The following is a 15,766-nucleotide window of genomic DNA, read 5'->3' as shown; positions in this document are numbered from 1 at the left end:
GGCGTTCGATGATGCAGGCTCTCTCTCGCCGCTATGGTTCTGCCCATGAAAACATCCCCTGCCGTCACCATTCACTATTGTTCGCAATGCAACTGGCTGCTGCGTGCGGCGTGGATGGCGCAAGAGTTGCTCCACACCTTCAGCACCGATTTAGCCGCCGTCACCCTGGTACCCGGTACCGGCGGCATCTATGAAATCACCGTCGACGGCGTGGTACTTTGGGATCGTAAAATCGAGGGCGGCTTTCCGGATGCGGCGGCATTGAAACAGCGCTTGCGCGATCGTTGTTTCCCCGAGCGCTCATTAGGGCATGTAGACAATAAAGGCACGAAAGCTTAAGGGGTTACGGCTTGAGCCGCCTGACGCAGTTGGCCAATGGCCGCCGGCATGGCGAGGCCAAAACTCAGCAGCGCATTATCATCAATCACCAACAGGCGCCGTTGTTGACCCGCCGGGGTAAAAGCCAATCCCGGCAGCGCCCAGATATTCGCCTCACCGCCCATCCGTCGCAAACTGCCTTTGCCTATCACCAGCAGTTGGGGCGCAGCGGCCACCAGCCCCTCCTGGGTTAACGATTGATAACGTGCTACGCCGCCCATGGCATTTTGCAGCCCGGCGCTGCGAATGGCACCATCGGCGGCGGTGCCGCTGCCGGCCCCCATAGCCGTAATCCCGGTGTGCGCCATGATAAACAGCACCCTGACCGGCAGAGGGTTCGTCGGCACCGCGGCGAGCTGACGATCCAACGCTGCCTGCAGGGCTTTCCCCTCTTTTTCGCGGCCCAGGATAGCGGCGATCACGGTTATTTTTTCGTCGATCGCATTCAGTTCGGGTTTGCCTGTCACGGTGACGACTTTTACTCCGGCCTGTTCGACCTGCTGCAACGCCAACGAGGGTTGTGACAGCATGCTGGCGATCACCAGCGTGGGTTTCATCGCCAGCATTCCTTCGGCATTGAGCTGTCGCATATAACCGACATTGGGCAGCACCGTGGCTTGCGGCGGTTGCAGGCTGGTGCTGTCGCGTGCGACCAACGCTTGCTGGGCGCCAAGCGCATAAACAATCTCCGTGACGTCTCCGCCAATCGAGATCACGCGTTCGGTGGCGAAGAGCGAAAACGGCAGTGCCAGCAAGCCGATAATCCAAAGTTTCATGGGGTGTCTCCTTCAACGGGAGATGGATGACCAAGCCGCCTTTCACTGGCGAAGGGCGGCATAAGGAACGTTATGGGTTCATCCACCGGATGAGCTTAGAAATCCACGTTTACGCCTAACTGGAAAGTTCTTCCCGGCATAACGGCCAACGCATTATCGTAAGCATCCTGTTGAGTCGAGTCCGTGAGTTCGCGGCTGCTCAGGTAGTCACGGTATTTTCTGTCGGTGATGTTATACACACCGCCACTCAGCTTCACATTGCGGGCCACCTGCCAGTACGCGGACATATCCACCAGGCCATAACCCGGCACGCGCAAATATTCCGTGGTTGCGTCGGTGAGCGTACTGCCGCTGGCGTTGTTGTAGCTTTCACGGTTGGTGGCCGTTGCCTGCTTGCCTTTAACGAAGGTCGCCGTCACCGCAGCGCCGTAGCGTTTCGCCGGATCGTCCCACGCCACGCCGACAATGGCCTTCATTGGCGCAACGCTGTCGATATCGACATATTTATCGCCGGAGTAACTGGACTTGGACTTGCCCTGGTTATACCCCAGGGCAAAGTTGGCGCTCAGGCCGTTAACCTGCTCAAACCAGGTGCCAAAATTCAGCCGGGTGCTGATTTCACCCCCGTAGATGTAGGCCTTGTCGCGGTTTTCTGCCTGATAAATGGTGTAGATATTGGACGGCACGTTAGCAAACTTGTCCGGACTGCTGGCGCGCTGATAGCGGGTATAGGCAATGAAGTTTTTATAGGTGTTGTAGAACAGCGAGGTGCGCAGGGTCACGCCTTCGACAACCTCTCCCTTCACGCCCCATTCCAGGTTGTTGCTGGTCTCGGTATTCAGATCGGCGTTGCCGATCAACGCATACTGCGCGGTGCCTGCGTAGCTGGAGCCGAGGTTCCATGAGCCATAAAGTTGGCTGGCGTTCGGGAACTGCGCACCGCGTTTGTACTGGAGATAAGTCATCAACGTCGGCGTCAGATTGTACTGGAAGCTGAGTGACGGCAGGACCTGGGTATCGGTGTTGCTTTTGCCGTACAGCGTTTCCAACTCGGACTCCGTCAGCACCGTGCTGCCGGTAGTCAGGCTGCTCAGATTCTGCGGCTTGGTGCTTTGGTGAGCCACGCGCACACCCGGCACCACGGCAAAGCCGTGCCCGTCGAGATCAAACTGGATCCTGTCCTGCACGTAACCGCCCAGCACATAGCTGCGACTGTCGGACTCCGGCTGCATGATGGCGGTAAATGCACTGGGTGCAGGCTCTTCACGGAACGGTCGCTCGGTATCGGTCAACCTTGCATTGAGTCCCCCGCTCAGCGTGTGCCGTCCCCATGTTTTGGCTATCTGGGTTTCAAAACCATAGGTGTTGACGTTGTAGTCGGAGTAAACCCGTTCCATGCTGCCAGTGCTGGTGGGCATATAGGTGTTGTCATGCGCCTGAGTCTGTTGGTAATAGACTTTTGAGGTCAGGGTATCGACAAAATCGTTGTACGGCGTCCATTCATCTTTCAGGCTCACTCCCCAACGGCGCGTATTGCTTTGCTGTTGGGCGGTCCCCAGAATGGCGCTGCCGGCCGAGTTCCAACTGTCGTAATGGGTGTGGTTGGTTTTGTCATAGTAATCCACCGTGCCCGTGAGTTTGTGCTCGTCGGTCGGTTGCCAGATACCGGAGGCCATCAGCGCATTGGTGTGCCAGTTGGCCGGATAGGCCTGGTGGGTGCCGCTGTTATTGCGCGTTTCCTGGCCGTCACGGCGACTGTAAACAAACACCCCGCGCAGTTGTTCATCGCCCGCAGCGGCGGTAATGCCATTGTGCCAGCTGCGATTGGACGAATCGTAATCGCTCTGGTAACCAAAGTAGGACTGTTTGGTGGGGGAAAGGTACTGATCGGCTGATTTCGGTAAAAACGAAACGGCGCCGCCAATAGAAGTGTTACTGCGTTCAATCGAGGTTGCGCCCGATTCGATCTCCACCTGGCCGTACATGTAAGGGTCGATATAGTCCCTGCCGATGCCAAAGGTATTGAGCCCGGCGCGGCTGACGTAGCTGCGTCCGGTGGCATCAGGCTGTGGAATGCCGTCGACGTCCAATCCGACGCGATTGCTCTCCAGGCCACGGATGTTATAACCGGTATACCCGCTGCGATCGAAACCGCTTTTCCCCGATGATGAGCCCCCGCTGACACCGGTGGCACTGATCAAGGGTTCGTAGCGCATAATCGAGCCGAAATCATTGCCCCCTTTTTTCTGCATGTCTTGCGCGGTAATAGTGGTGATTGTCCCCGATTTATTTTCAATAACCGGCGCCACTACCGTTATTTCTTCTTCACTTTGCGTGGTCTTTTCTAATGAGGTTTTCTTAACTTCCGCATTGGCGTTAAAGGCACTGGCGATTAACGCACCCCATAAGGCGGAATGCCCGATAATTCCCCGGCAATTAAAAGTTCTGCACATGTGTTAGCCCTGCATTAATTATTAGTATTCGCTCGCAGTTGCTTCACCACTCGGGTTTAACCGAGTTAAAAGGTATTAAAAGAAATTAATAATGCTAAAATAAAGGTCTTTCTTCGCAGACTCAGTAAATTGATAATAATGACAATGCTTACCATAAGCAACGTCGTTATAACCTTATTAAATACATTGATGAGATACTTCCAAATCGCTTACGAAATCCTTACAAAGCGGCGTCGGCAGCCGATGTGGCGAAGAGACATTGTGGGATGCAGGGGAATAAAACCGTAATAAAACGGTGGGCATAGCCCACCGTGACAGAATTAAACAATAAAATCAGTGGCGGTATTTGCCTGGCCTACGATATTCACCAGGAAGTCTGGTGTCGCATGACCACTTATATTCAATGCCAATTCACTAAAATCACTTTGTGAATTATACGTCAACGTGGCCTCACCTGCCTGACCGCTGAAGCTGTCAACGAAATGAATAAAGTCGGTACCGTTATCGCCCTGATTAAAGAAAGACAGGTCAATCTTGTCGATACCGGTTTCAAAGTCGAGGATCTTATCCGGTGATTTGAACGGTGAATCGCTCACGGCGGAGAAAACAAAAATATCACTGCCGCTGCCACCGGATAACTGATCCTGCCCACCGCCACCGTAAATAACGTCGTTCCCCGCGCCGCCCTGAAGAATATTGGCGGCGTCGTTACCGACAATGACATCATTCCCCGAACCGCCAATGGCGTTTTCGATGACAGCGCCTACGGCAATGGAAATATTGCCCTTCAATCCGCCTACGTCAGAGAACGAGCCTTCGGTCAGATTAATACGCTGGTCTTGCGAGTACCCTGAGAAATCAAGGGTGTCGTTACCGCCCGCGTCCCAGACGGAGAAAATCAGTTTCTGGCTGCTGTCCGTCGCGGTGTAGAAATCTCTGCCGGAATTAGAGTTGAATCCATATACCGTGTCACCGGTGCGCGTGGTGGTATTGGCACCATATAAATACTGAATGGCAGCAATATCATCGACCAGCGGAGCCGCGGAATAATAACCGCCGTGATCGCCGCCGGTGACAGATTCATCCCAATAGCTCATCACGCTGAACTGGCGAGTATCTTCGGCGTAGGTAGCCTTGGCATAACTCGGGCTTTGTCCGGCATTGTAAACCCCTGGGTGATCCAACCCTAAAGTGTGCCCCAATTCATGGGTGATGCTCAGGCGGCCATAGTTGCCCAATTCAGGATGTAAATTGGCATAAACACCATCACGGGGATCTGCATAGTCGTAATTAATATTGAACCAGCTTTGACCGTCGGTATTATGCCCGCGATAATCCGTACCTGCGCCGGTAAAAGGTTTAATCGCATAAGCCTGACCGTCGCCCTCATAATTACCAAAGGTAATGTTGGACTTTTGCCCTGGGGCTACCTCGACGAAATTAAGGTTCGCCACATCGGCCCAAGACTGCAGGGAAAGCTTGGCCTGCGCTTTTTGATCGGCGGTAAAGGCGCTAAGGCCGGTGTCTTGGCTGGCAAAGCGACCATTTAAATTGCTCTGATTATAATCCCAATCTGGGAAGGAGTAAGTGACGGTGGCGCCTTGGCCGATGACGTGAGTTCCATTCCAGGTTTGTTCACTGCGCGCTATTTGCTTGCCTGCCGCTGCTATATCAAAAGAAGGCTTATTATTAATGGTTAAACCATTGCCTCTATTATGGTAATTCAGCAAATCATTAACACTATCCCAACCGTTGGTTTTTCCATTTAGGGAATTATCCATATCCATCTCCATTAGGTTAATTCATTTCCGTTATATATAATTCGCTCGCGATATAAAAACCCACTGCAATGTCATCATGCAGCATTTAAAGGCTAGTCTGATTTTCGGATAGCTCAATATATATTGATAAAATATTTTTTTGCGGACTAAATAGCTTAAAAACACGCAGTGATTAAAGGGGCTTATTTCTTTCGTATGGCATTCCCTCATCCCGGCGAAATCCCCTTTCAATCCTCGCGGGCTCTCTTGCCTTTTGACGGGCCTCTTGCGTTATACTGTATCCCACTTTTTGTAACGAACTCAGATGACTATGGAACGCTTTCTAGAAAATGCCATGTATGCCTCCCGTTGGCTACTTGCCCCGGTTTACTTCGGCCTGTCCCTGGCCTTGCTGGCGCTGTCGATTAAATTTTTCCAGGAGATATTCCATGTTCTGCCGAACATTTTCTCCATAGCCGAAGCGGATCTGGTTCTGACGCTGCTCTCGCTGGTCGATATGGCGCTGGTTGGCGGCCTGCTGGTGATGGTGATGTTCTCGGGCTATGAAAATTTTGTTTCGCAGCTGGATATCAGCGAAAACAAAGAGAAACTGAGCTGGCTGGGCAAGATGGATGCCACCTCTCTAAAGAACAAGGTGGCCGCTTCGATTGTCGCCATTTCCTCCATTCACCTGCTGCGGGTGTTTATGGACGCCAAAAACGTGCCGGACAACAAGCTGATGTGGTATGTGATCATCCACCTGACCTTTGTCCTTTCGGCTTTTGTGATGGGCTACCTCGATAAGCTGACGCGCTACAAAAACTGATCCCCCTTAGCCGCCGCTCTCCTGCTGGCGGCTAACTTCCTCCCCCTCGAAACACGCAATATCTTCAACAAGTTGTAATTACTGGCGTTTGAATCGGCTGACGTTATTCGCTGTTTTTCAACCCAGAAGGCTTTCATTTGGTGCATCTGATGATAATAACATTATAATGTTATTACACTTCGACCGGCACAGAGGCCCACGCAAGCTGAGCTTTGCCCGCTGACAGGATCCGAAACACACATGCCGCTAAATGGTAATCCACTGCAGTACCAGGATGTTCAATCTATCCTGCCACACCGTTTTCCCTGTCTGCTGGTTGACCGCATCCTGCCTGCCGGCACTTGCATTGCCGAAGGCCGCCTTAGCGCCATCAAAAATATCACCGCCAACGAACCGACATTCTGGACCGGCCATCATCAGATGACGGTGTTTCCCGGCGTATTGATGGTGGAAGCGTTGGCGCAGACCACCGGTCTGTTGGCACATTATTTTCTCAGCCCGTTGCTGCCAGGCGAGCATTACTATTTTGCGGCCATCCATCGTGCCCGTTTCTATCGTTCGGCACGGCCCGGTGACCAACTCTGTATGGAAGTGACATTTGTCCGACAGCGCTCCGGCATTGCCCGATTCTCTGGCCGTGCGTCGGTCAATGGCCGCAGGATCTGTACCGCAGAATTTATGTGCGCCCGTAAGTAAGGCTGCCTTTTTAGGATGGAGGCTCGACGAAACTACTATGTCATTGGTTGATAAGCTGCTAAATAGCCTGGATTTCTCCCCTCGCGGTCAGGTGATTGCACGGGAGTTGGATCACTGCGGCGAAATTATCGTCTCCGATCACAAGGGTTACCGCACCCTGCGTTTTGACGGTATCTGCGAACAGAGCAAAATGTGCATCAGCGCGCCGCAGGTGCCGGTTCATAACTACATCAAAACCATGCTGATGGCAGTCGCCTGGCAGCCCCCCGCCTCGGCACTGATCCTGGGGCTGGGCGGCGGTGGCCTGGTGCGGGCGCTGCACGCCTATGATGCCAATATGCTGTTGGAAGTGGTGGAATTACGCCAGGCGGTGGTGTCCGTCGCCCGCCGATACTTCACTTTGCCTACCGTTCATAACATCACCATGCACATCGCCGATGCCGCGGATTTCTTGCAAGCCCCCGCCCAGCGGCGCTATGACCTGATTTTTTCCGACCTCTACAGCGCCTTTACCATGGATCCGCAACAGGGCACACAGGCCTTTTTGGCGCAGTGCGCCGAGCGGCTTTCGGATCCAGGCTGGTTAGTACTGAACTACCATGAAGTGCCGGATGAGGGCTCACTGCTGTATCACAGCTTACACCGGGTGTTTAACACGGTTCTGTACTGCGTGGCACCCAGCGGCAACGTGATTATCTACGCTGCGCTTGCCAATACCGAAACGCCACTCAGCCTGCTGCGCCGCCTTTCCGCTGAGGTCGGGCCAAGCTTTAGCTGCGATCTTCGCTACCTGTCACGCAAAATTGAACGGCTGCACTTTAGCTGAGGCGGTATTGCCGCCCTGCTATTATCATTTGATTATCATCCTCTGGAGCAATCACCATGGAAAAGAAAACGGCGCGTCTGACCGTCCTCATCGACCCAGACAAGAAAAAAGCCCTGGAAGAACTCTGTCTGCAACAGGACGTGACCCCCTCTCAGGTGATCCGTCAGTTGATACGTGACTATCTGCACAAGCACCAGGTGGAGTATCCCAGCCAGCCGACCCACTCCAATCCTCGGGTGGACAACGCCTGACGTCAGATGACGCACACCCAGCGCCACCCGTACCCCTCAACGATGGTGTGACTCCACAAAGCTAAGCGCAGCGCGCAAGCTGGAATCGTCGATCGTGATCGGCAGCAGGTGAATCGACTCGCCCTGCTGCAGGGTGCGTTCGGTCAGCCGTTTAATTTGCGCTTCATCGTGGATATCCACCTGCAGCGCTGCCAGACTGACCGGTAAATCCAGTCGCCGGTAAAGCGCAATCAGTTGCGCCACGGTTTCCGGTTGCCCCAACAGTGCACTCTGCACCAGAATGCCGTACGCCACCTTGGTGCCATGCAAGAAGGCATCGGTTTGCGGTAGCGCGGTCAACCCGTTATGCACCGAATGTGCAGCGGCGATGCGGGTATAGCGATCGCCCAGTCCCCCCACCAAACCACCACCGGCGATAATCGCCTCCAGCACATTAAGGAAGTCCTGACTCAATTGTCCTTGCGCCTGTGCCTGCAACGCCGCCTCGCTTTGGTTGAGCAATACGTCGCGCAGCGTCAGTGCGGTATTGAGGCCCAGTTGCACGGTTAACGGCAAACGTTCCGGCTGCGGACTCAGCACCACCGCTTCATACCATTTCGCCAGGGTGTCGCCGATCCCAGCCAGCAAGTATTCCTTCGGAGCACGCAGGATAATTTCCGGCTCGACCAACACCAGATGGTTGGCATCATGGAAAATCTCATAGCGCAATGCTTGCCCCTGGTCGTTGTACCACACCGAGAGCGGCGTCCAGGCGGCACAGGTGGCGGCAATGGTCGGGATCGCCACCAGCGGCAGCCCTAAGCGACGGGCCACCACTTTGGCCGTGTCCAACACCGCGCCGCCGCCAACGCCGATCACCACCTGCCGATCCGCGCCAGCCTGGCGCACGATATCCTGCACGGTGCTCTCGCTGCAGTGGCTGTTAAACAGCACCCGACGAGCATCGGCATCGTCGAATACCGCCGGTAACCAGGGTTTTGCCGCCGCCAATGCGCGCTCACCATACACCCAGAGCGCCTTGCTCAGCTGTTGCGGGGAATAAAACTGCGCCAGTTGGTCAATGGATCCGGGGAATGCAAAATAGTTGGCGGGGCCGACGACCACGCGGATGGAGTTATCACTCATGCTCAAGTCCTTATTTTATCAGCTATTGCCATCATAGGGGTGAGGACGCCAATCACTAATACTCTTTTGCATTAGCTTATGTTTTTTCGTTCATTGTCATCCGCCGGTCGGCCATGGAAACTGGCTGCCTCAATTCATCCTTTCAATAAAAAGCCATCCCAATGGTGACGATGAATTGTCCTCTCGCTTTTTAATGATGCTTAACCATGCAGGGTAAAACTCAATGAAATTGTTCAACACCTCACTTCTGGCGCTCAGCCTGTTCGCCGTGTTTCCGGCACTATCCGCCCCCACTGCCGCCCCAATCCCGGCAGCGATAGCGAATCATCAGGGGCCGATCCGCATTGCGGTGATCCGCAATTTGGGTTCAGACGACAATACCACGCAGTTCGTATCCGGGGCGGTGCAGGAAGGCCGCAAGCTCGGCTTTCAGGTCAATACCTTCCTGACCAACGGCGACGACGCCAAATTCCAGGACTTCGTCAATCAGGCCATTAGCCAAAAGTACGACGGCATTATTCTGTCTCAGGGGCGCGATCCTTACTCAACCGCCCTGCTCAAACGCATCGCCGACAGCGGCATCGCGGTGGCCGCCTTTGATACCGCCGTGCAGGGCGAAATTCCGGGCGTGACCATTACCCAGCAGGACGACGCTTCGTTGACCGATCTTTCGTTTGGCCAACTGGTAAAAGATTTCAACGGTCAGGCGAATATCATCAAGCTATGGGTCGCGGGGTTCCCGCCCATGGAGCGGCGTCAGGCGCAGTACCAGAAACTGCTTAAACAACAGCCCGGCATCAAAGAGCTGGAATCCATCGGTGCGGTGTCCTCCGACGTTCAGGGCGATACGGCCAACAAAATTGGCGCGATCCTGGCCAAATACCCGAAAGGCAAAATCGATGCCATTTGGGGTACCTGGGATGCGTTTAGCCAGGGGGCCTACAAGGCCCTGCAGGAGAATGGCCGTACCGAAATCAAACTCTACAGTATCGATATCTCCAACCAGGATCTGGCGCTGATGCGCGCTAAAGACAGCGCCTGGAAGCTCAGCGTAGCGGTGGATCCCAAGCTGATCGGCGCCGTTAACCTGCGCCTGGTGGCCAATAAAATTGGCGGCGAGAAAACCCCGGCGACCTATGAATTTAAAGCTGCGGCAATCCCGCAGGCCCTGCTGCTCAGCCATCCGGCGGCCACCAACGTCGCCTCGCTGGCGAAAGTGATCCCGGACTGGGGTAAATCAGACGATTTCATCGCCCCCTGGTTCGCCACGCTTGAAGCGCAACAGGCTAAGAAATAAGGAGCGGTGATGGCAACGCAACCCCTTGTGCAGCCCGAATACAGCCGCAATATGCGGCTGATCGGTCACAGCGATCAGGGCGGCAGGCCGGACGGCGTACAGGTGATGGTTCATCGGGGCTATGCCTATATCGGCCATATGGTTTCGCAGGGCTTTTCCATCGTCGACGTACGCGATGCGAAGGATCCGAAACCCGCCGGCTTTATCCCCGCGCCACCCGGCACCTGGAATGTGCATTTACAGGCGCATGACGATTTGCTGCTGGTGATTAACGCCCGGGATTTATTTGCCGACGTCCGCTTTGCCGATGAAAAAGTCTATTACACCCGCGCCATCAGCCAGACGGTATCGAGCAGCGATCTCCGCGGCTGGAGCGCCGGGATGCGTATTTTCGATATTTCCACCCCGGACCGGCCACGGGAGATTGGTTTTCTGGCGCTGGAAGGGATTGGCGTACACCGCATCTGGTACGTGGGCGGGCGCTGGGCTTACGTTTCGGCTCTGATCGACGGCTACAGCGACTACATTTTTTTGACCGTCGATCTGGCCGACCCTCGTCATCCGCAAATCGCCGGGCGTTGGTGGCTACCGGGTATGCACAGCGCCGGGGGTGAAACGCCCAACTGGCCGGAGGGCAAGCGCTACGCTTTGCACCATGCGATCATCAGCGGCGATACCGCCTATGCCAGCTGGCGCGACGGGGGGCTAACCCTGTTGGATATCAAGGACCGCAGTCAACCGCAGTTAATTGCCCATCGCAACTGGAGCCCGCCGTTTGGCGGCGGCACCCACACCGCACTGCCGCTACCGGATCGGGACCTGCTGGTAGTATTGGATGAGGCGGTGCTCGACAACCAGCAGGACGGCGAAAAGTTGATCTGGCTGTTTGATATTCGCCAACCGACCAACCCGGTGAGCATCGCGACCTTCCCACAGCCGGATGAACGCGATTACGTCAGCAAAGGCGCACACTTCGGCCCCCATAATCTGCATGAGAACCGTCCTGGCAGCTTTATCAGTTCGACGCTGATTTTCGCCACTTACCAAAATGCCGGCGTTCGCGCTTACGACATCAGCAACCCTTATCAACCGAAGGAAACCGGCGCTTTGGTTCCCGCTGCGCCGCAGAGGATGATGGACACACGCCCTAACCGTCCGCAGGTTATTCAGTCGTGCGACGTATTTGTCGACGCTCAGGGGATCATTTACAGCACGGATTACAACGGCGGTTTGTCGATCATTGAATATCTGGGCTAAAAATCCAGCGCCGCGTTGTTTATTTTTTGGGCTATCAGGCATAAAGTGAGGCAACGTGTAAGCAGGGACAAATAAGGGAAACTATGTTTAGTCATATCACCGTAGGCGTCAGCGATCTGGACAAAGCCGCTGCATTTTACGATGCGATTTTGCTGCCACTGGGACTCAAGCAACGCCCGGTCACGCCCGATGGCGGCCCCGGGGCTCGTTGCTGGGTATTGCCTGACCGGACATTGCCGCGTTTTTACGCCTTCCAACCTTATAACCGACAGCCGGCCAGTGCCGGTAACGGCAGTATGGTGGCGTTCACCGCCCAGAATGAACAACAGGTTCGGCAAGCTTATGCCGCCGGGCTGGCGGCGGGCGGCACATCGGAAGGTGAAGCCGGCGAGCGGACCCATTACGGCAAGGGATATTTTGGCGCTTATCTACGCGATCCGGACGGCAACAAAATTCATATCGCCTACCGGGGCGACCTGCTGTAATCGTCCTCGTGCGGGCGGACGCCACCGTTTCTGGCAGCCATCACCAGCGCAAACGCCGCCAGCGCACCGGCGACCAGGTAGGTAATCTGCATGCCATTTGCAACGGCGTGCGACGAAGCCAACTTGATATCGCCGGTGTGGGTTGCCAGCATAAATAACGCCCCCATGGCCGAAGCGCCGGTGATCAACCCAAGGTTGCGCGAGAGGTTGATCATGCCCGAGATCACCCCACGCTGCTCAGGGGCGGCATGCTTCATCAAGGCCGTATTGTTGGCGACCTGAAAGAGCGCATAACCCAGCGTCATCAGGCACAGCGGTGCCACGTAGCCGAACACGCCCTGATTCAGCGACATCATCGACATGATGCCTGCCCCAACAGCCATGGTCGTCAGCCCCATCAAAGTGATCCTTTGCGCCCCGAAGCGATCCACCCATCGACCGGCCGGTACCCCGAGCAACGCGGCCACTATCGGCCCCGCCGACATCGCCAGTCCCGCTTGCCCAACCGCCAAACCCAGCCCATGCGTCAGATAAAATGGCCCTACCACCAGCGTCGTCATCATGATGGTCATGACCAGCGCACTCATCGCCAACCCGACGCTCAGACCCGGTTGGCGGAACAGCGCCAACTGGATCAGGGGAAGCGCCGTGCGCTTTTGCAACCGGACAAATAACCCCATCCCCAGCGCCGCGCCCAACAACAACGTCAGGTTAACGACGCCAAAGTCACCGCGTCCCAACGTCATCGACAGCGCATAGCAGGCCAGCGTCACCCCAAGCAGTAAGGTCCCTGCCCAGTCAAACCGACCGCGTTCTTTTTGCCGTTGCCGCTGTTCCTGCGGCAGGGAGCAATAAACCAGCAGAAAAGCCACTACGCCCACCGGTATGTTGACCAGAAACATCGCCCGCCAGCCGAAACCCAATATCAGTGCGCCCCCCAGCGAAGGGCCAAGCGCCGTGCCAATGGCCGACATGCTGCCTAGCAATCCCATGGCACGGCCGGTATTTTCTTTACCCACCGTCTCACCAACCAGCGCCATGGTCATTGCCATCATGACGGCCGCTCCTAAACCTTGAGCAACGCGCGCCGCCAACAATAGCCAGATGCCCGGCGCAATAGCACACAATCCGGACGCCAGGGTGAACAGAGCAATCCCCGTCAGCAACAGGCGGCGGCGCCCCATCCTGTCCCCCAAGCGGCCCATGGCAATAATCGACGTGGTAACGGCCAGCAGGTAGACGATAACTACCCATTGTACCGCCTGAAAAGAGCTGCTGAACGCCTGCGCCAGCGTCGGCAAGCCCACGTTGGCAATGCTGGCGCCCAGCGAGGAAACCAGCATCGACAAACAAAGGCTGGCAAGGATCCCACGCAAATTGACCGGCGGGCTGGCGTGTTGGGTTATTGACTTCATATTGCTGACTCCTGAAAGAACCTGTCAGTAGCCTATGCCGTCAAGAGAGCAGGCGGAAGGCGCAGCAAATGCAGTTTATTAGTGCATCAGACGCCATGTCATGGCAGACCTGTACCCGCATTAAGAAGCAAACGCCAAAACGGCTTCAGGTAGATGATGAGGGCACCCCCTCAAGGAGAGATAGATAATGAAAATCGACCTGCTGTTTGACGATCTGTCGATGCGCGCCGTGCAGTACAACGCACGTGCCTCGGTAGAGAATTTTGACGCCTGCATGGCGCAATATGAACAACTGGCCGCGCAGGCCAAAGCGCAGACGCCGGGGATTTACGATATCCACTACGGGATGGGCGTCGCCGAGCGCCTGGACTTGTTCCCTGCAGCCCGCCAGCCTTCCCCGCTGTTGGTGTTTATTCACGGCGGTTATTGGCACTCCCAGCGTAAGGAAGAAGCCTGTTCGATGGCGGCAAATTTCACCCAGCATGGCGTAGCGGTCGCCACGTTGGAATACACCTTGCAACCTGAAGCCACGCTGGCAGAAATCGTCCGCGAGGTTCGTAGCGCAATAGCCTGGCTTTACCACCACGCCGGCCAGTACGGCATCGATCCAGAACGCATCTTCGTCAGCGGCAGCTCGGCCGGCGGCCACCTGTGTGGCATGCTGATTGCCGATGACTGGCAGCACCTGTATCAGGTGCCCGTCAACGTGATCAAAGGGGCGCTGGCGCTGAGCGGCCTGTACGACATACGACCGCTGTGCGATATCTACATCAATGACTGGATGCGCCTGTCGCCTGAGCAGGCGGCAACCCTCAGCCCGCTGTTTATGCTGCCGGAAAAGGCGCATGCGCCGGAGATCCTGCTCGACGTCGGCGCCAAAGAAACCCAGGGGTTCAGAAACCAGACGCTGGCTTACTTCGCCGCCTGCCGAGAAAAAGGGCTGAATGTGGCGCTGCTGGAAGATCGGCACAACAACCATTTCACGCTGGTTAACGAGTTGGCCAACCCCAACAGCATCCTGTTCCAACGCGTTATGGCAATGATTAAGTGACGCCGTGAGACGCTGCGGCGCCCATTCGAGGGTAGAGCCTGATTTTAAACGCGATCGTCACCGTCGCCAGCGCCGCGAATACCCCACCGGAGAGCATGATGCCCTGCAGCCCCACGGCATCAATAAAGCCGCCGCTGACCACCGAACCCAACGCCACCCCCAGATTGATAAAGGCAATATACAGCCCGGTAGCGAATTCCGGTGCCTGCGGCGCTTCGGCCGTCAGCCACATTTGTGTCACTATCAAACCGCTGGTATGCGCCGCCCCCCAAAACAGGCAAAGAACGATCATCGTGCCCAGATAGGTGCTGCCGTACAGATACAGCAACCCATAAGCCAGCGCCAGCACCACTGGGTGCAATAAGGTGGCCGCGAACCGGTGACGGTTCAGTAATTTCCCCGCCAGCAGATTGCCGGACACGCCGCCCAAGCCAAAAATCACCAGTAGCAAGCCAACCTTTGGTCCACTGATGCCGATTTCACCACTCAGGTATTCGGTGGCATAGGCATAAACGGAAAACATCGCAGCGAAGATCAGCACACAGGCAAGAATATTCAGCCACAGCGCACCGCTGCGCAATATTGCCAACTGCTTGCCATATCCCATTCGTTGGGGGGCACTATCAGGCAGGCAGAAAAATAAGCCGATACCCGCCAGCAGGTTAACCAGGGCACAAAACAGGAAAGAGGCCTCATAGCTTAACTGCCCGGCGATCCAATGCGTCAATGGGATCCCCAGTACCATGCCCATACTGGTGCCGACAAAAGCATAAGCCGTCGCCCGCGTCACCTGCTGTTGGGGATACAACGAAGCCGCCGCCACCATCGCCAGCGCGAAATATATCGGGTGGAACAGCGCTGGCAAAATGCGCAACAACAGCAGGGAGCCGAAACTGGCCGCATAAGCCGAGAGCACACTGGTCACGACAAATACGGCCAGTGAAATCAGCAGCATGCGCTTACGGTTTAACCGTGAGGCCAACAGCACCAACAGTGGCCCCAGCAAAGCAATCGTTATCGCGAAAACCCCCACCAGCCACCCTGCCTGCGAGGCTGAAATTGCGTAACGTTCCATGATCAGCGGTAATATGCCCACCACGCCAAATTCGATGCAGTACACACCGAACAGCCCCAGGGCAATGAAAAAAATCGGCGACAGGATTTTCATCA

At 55.7% G+C, this 15,766-nt stretch carries 15 protein-coding genes; 9 read left to right on the top strand and 6 right to left on the bottom strand.

Going from position 1 to position 15,766, the window contains the following annotated elements; translation table 11 throughout:
- The first annotated feature begins 45 nt into the window (after positions 1 to 45).
- Positions 46 to 339: an Rdx family protein gene (locus AC1RKG_RS01955; RefSeq protein WP_048758976.1), complete on the top strand. Its 294-nt coding sequence runs from the start codon at positions 46 to 48 to the stop codon at positions 337 to 339.
- Here AC1RKG_RS01955 and AC1RKG_RS01950 read toward each other — a convergent pair.
- The 3 genes from AC1RKG_RS01950 to AC1RKG_RS01940 all read right to left on the bottom strand — a co-directional run bounded on the left by AC1RKG_RS01950 (position 336) and on the right by AC1RKG_RS01940 (position 5,388).
- Positions 336 to 1,154: a heme/hemin ABC transporter substrate-binding protein gene (locus AC1RKG_RS01950; protein ID WP_493181840.1), complete on the bottom strand. Its 819-nt coding sequence runs from the start codon at positions 1,152 to 1,154 to the stop codon at positions 336 to 338. The genes AC1RKG_RS01955 and AC1RKG_RS01950 overlap by 4 nt on opposite strands.
- Before the next feature lie 95 nt (positions 1,155 to 1,249).
- Complete coding sequence (locus AC1RKG_RS01945) at positions 1,250 to 3,607, bottom strand: TonB-dependent receptor domain-containing protein (protein WP_493181839.1); 2,358 nt, start codon at positions 3,605 to 3,607, stop codon at positions 1,250 to 1,252.
- A gap of 320 nt (positions 3,608 to 3,927) precedes the next feature.
- Entirely contained in the window at positions 3,928 to 5,388 is a 1,461-nt protein-coding gene (locus AC1RKG_RS01940) for a serralysin family metalloprotease (RefSeq protein ID WP_061069158.1), read from the bottom strand.
- Between the two features lie 310 nt (positions 5,389 to 5,698).
- On the opposite strand from AC1RKG_RS01940, the gene AC1RKG_RS01935 reads away from it, so the two are divergent.
- The 4 genes from AC1RKG_RS01935 to AC1RKG_RS01920 all read left to right on the top strand — a co-directional run bounded on the left by AC1RKG_RS01935 (position 5,699) and on the right by AC1RKG_RS01920 (position 7,966).
- Entirely contained in the window at positions 5,699 to 6,193 is a 495-nt protein-coding gene (locus tag AC1RKG_RS01935) for a TIGR00645 family protein (protein ID WP_041414553.1), read from the top strand.
- Positions 6,194 to 6,433: 240 nt separating this feature from the next.
- Complete coding sequence (gene fabZ / locus AC1RKG_RS01930) at positions 6,434 to 6,889, top strand: 3-hydroxyacyl-ACP dehydratase FabZ (RefSeq protein ID WP_020826847.1); 456 nt, start codon at positions 6,434 to 6,436, stop codon at positions 6,887 to 6,889.
- Positions 6,890 to 6,926: 37 nt separating this feature from the next.
- Positions 6,927 to 7,715, top strand: a complete 789-nt coding sequence (locus AC1RKG_RS01925) for a spermidine synthase (protein WP_129940585.1) — start codon at positions 6,927 to 6,929, stop codon at positions 7,713 to 7,715.
- 56 nt (positions 7,716 to 7,771) lie between these two features.
- The gene (locus AC1RKG_RS01920; RefSeq protein ID WP_012145111.1) at positions 7,772 to 7,966 is read left to right on the top strand and encodes a ribbon-helix-helix protein, CopG family; all 195 of its coding nucleotides are present in this window, start codon (positions 7,772 to 7,774) and stop codon (positions 7,964 to 7,966) included.
- Positions 7,967 to 8,002: 36 nt separating this feature from the next.
- On the opposite strand, the gene AC1RKG_RS01915 is transcribed toward AC1RKG_RS01920, so the two are convergent.
- Complete coding sequence (locus AC1RKG_RS01915) at positions 8,003 to 9,091, bottom strand: oxidoreductase (protein WP_493181837.1); 1,089 nt, start codon at positions 9,089 to 9,091, stop codon at positions 8,003 to 8,005.
- Positions 9,092 to 9,314: 223 nt separating this feature from the next.
- Here AC1RKG_RS01915 and AC1RKG_RS01910 point away from each other — a divergent pair, with 223 nt between their 5' ends.
- The 3 genes from AC1RKG_RS01910 (at position 9,315) to AC1RKG_RS01900 (ending at position 12,130) form a co-directional block, all read left to right on the top strand.
- Positions 9,315 to 10,388 carry a sugar ABC transporter substrate-binding protein gene (locus AC1RKG_RS01910; RefSeq protein WP_046373581.1) on the top strand — a complete coding sequence of 358 codons (1,074 nt, stop codon included), beginning with the start codon at positions 9,315 to 9,317 and terminating at the stop codon, positions 10,386 to 10,388.
- Between the two features lie 9 nt (positions 10,389 to 10,397).
- Positions 10,398 to 11,645 (top strand): LVIVD repeat-containing protein, encoded by a 1,248-nt coding sequence (locus AC1RKG_RS01905; protein ID WP_401659295.1) that lies wholly within the window; start codon positions 10,398 to 10,400, stop codon positions 11,643 to 11,645.
- Between the two features lie 83 nt (positions 11,646 to 11,728).
- On the top strand, positions 11,729 to 12,130 hold the full coding sequence (locus AC1RKG_RS01900; RefSeq protein WP_122079288.1) for a VOC family protein: 402 nt from the start codon (positions 11,729 to 11,731) through the stop codon (positions 12,128 to 12,130).
- Here the strand turns inward: AC1RKG_RS01900 and AC1RKG_RS01895 are convergent.
- Entirely contained in the window at positions 12,109 to 13,545 is a 1,437-nt protein-coding gene (locus tag AC1RKG_RS01895) for an MFS transporter (RefSeq protein WP_493181835.1), read from the bottom strand. The genes AC1RKG_RS01900 and AC1RKG_RS01895 overlap by 22 nt on opposite strands.
- A 187-nt stretch (positions 13,546 to 13,732) precedes the next feature.
- Here AC1RKG_RS01895 and AC1RKG_RS01890 point away from each other — a divergent pair, with 187 nt between their 5' ends.
- On the top strand, positions 13,733 to 14,596 hold the full coding sequence (locus AC1RKG_RS01890) for an alpha/beta hydrolase (RefSeq protein ID WP_493181833.1): 864 nt from the start codon (positions 13,733 to 13,735) through the stop codon (positions 14,594 to 14,596).
- Here AC1RKG_RS01890 and AC1RKG_RS01885 read toward each other — a convergent pair.
- Positions 14,589 to 15,764, bottom strand: a complete 1,176-nt coding sequence (locus AC1RKG_RS01885) for an MFS transporter (protein ID WP_493182065.1) — start codon at positions 15,762 to 15,764, stop codon at positions 14,589 to 14,591. The two genes, AC1RKG_RS01890 and AC1RKG_RS01885, sit on opposite strands and share 8 nt — an antisense overlap.
- Between the last annotated feature and the right edge of the window lie 2 nt (positions 15,765 to 15,766).

The organism is Serratia sp. GW822-FHT06D09, from assembly GCF_058799515.1.
The sequence above is the reverse complement of the archived record's forward strand: the minus strand, read 5'-3'. Positions and strand labels throughout refer to the sequence as shown.

Bases quoted from the DNA above. Each gene is read 5' to 3' on its own strand.
- AC1RKG_RS01955 (WP_048758976.1), top strand. From the start codon at position 46: ATGAAAACATCCCCTGCCGTCACCATTCACTATTGTTCGCAATGCAAC.
- AC1RKG_RS01950 (WP_493181840.1), bottom strand. From the start codon at position 1,154: ATGAAACTTTGGATTATCGGCTTGCTGGCACTGCCGTTTTCGCTCTTC.
- AC1RKG_RS01945 (WP_493181839.1), bottom strand. From the start codon at position 3,607: ATGTGCAGAACTTTTAATTGCCGGGGAATTATCGGGCATTCCGCCTTA.
- AC1RKG_RS01940 (WP_061069158.1), bottom strand. From the start codon at position 5,388: ATGGATAATTCCCTAAATGGAAAAACCAACGGTTGGGATAGTGTTAAT.
- AC1RKG_RS01935 (WP_041414553.1), top strand. From the start codon at position 5,699: ATGGAACGCTTTCTAGAAAATGCCATGTATGCCTCCCGTTGGCTACTT.
- fabZ (WP_020826847.1), top strand. From the start codon at position 6,434: ATGCCGCTAAATGGTAATCCACTGCAGTACCAGGATGTTCAATCTATC.
- AC1RKG_RS01925 (WP_129940585.1), top strand. From the start codon at position 6,927: ATGTCATTGGTTGATAAGCTGCTAAATAGCCTGGATTTCTCCCCTCGC.
- AC1RKG_RS01920 (WP_012145111.1), top strand. From the start codon at position 7,772: ATGGAAAAGAAAACGGCGCGTCTGACCGTCCTCATCGACCCAGACAAG.
- AC1RKG_RS01915 (WP_493181837.1), bottom strand. From the start codon at position 9,091: ATGAGTGATAACTCCATCCGCGTGGTCGTCGGCCCCGCCAACTATTTT.
- AC1RKG_RS01910 (WP_046373581.1), top strand. From the start codon at position 9,315: ATGAAATTGTTCAACACCTCACTTCTGGCGCTCAGCCTGTTCGCCGTG.
- AC1RKG_RS01905 (WP_401659295.1), top strand. From the start codon at position 10,398: ATGGCAACGCAACCCCTTGTGCAGCCCGAATACAGCCGCAATATGCGG.
- AC1RKG_RS01900 (WP_122079288.1), top strand. From the start codon at position 11,729: ATGTTTAGTCATATCACCGTAGGCGTCAGCGATCTGGACAAAGCCGCT.
- AC1RKG_RS01895 (WP_493181835.1), bottom strand. From the start codon at position 13,545: ATGAAGTCAATAACCCAACACGCCAGCCCGCCGGTCAATTTGCGTGGG.
- AC1RKG_RS01890 (WP_493181833.1), top strand. From the start codon at position 13,733: ATGAAAATCGACCTGCTGTTTGACGATCTGTCGATGCGCGCCGTGCAG.
- AC1RKG_RS01885 (WP_493182065.1), bottom strand. From the start codon at position 15,764: ATGAAAATCCTGTCGCCGATTTTTTTCATTGCCCTGGGGCTGTTCGGT.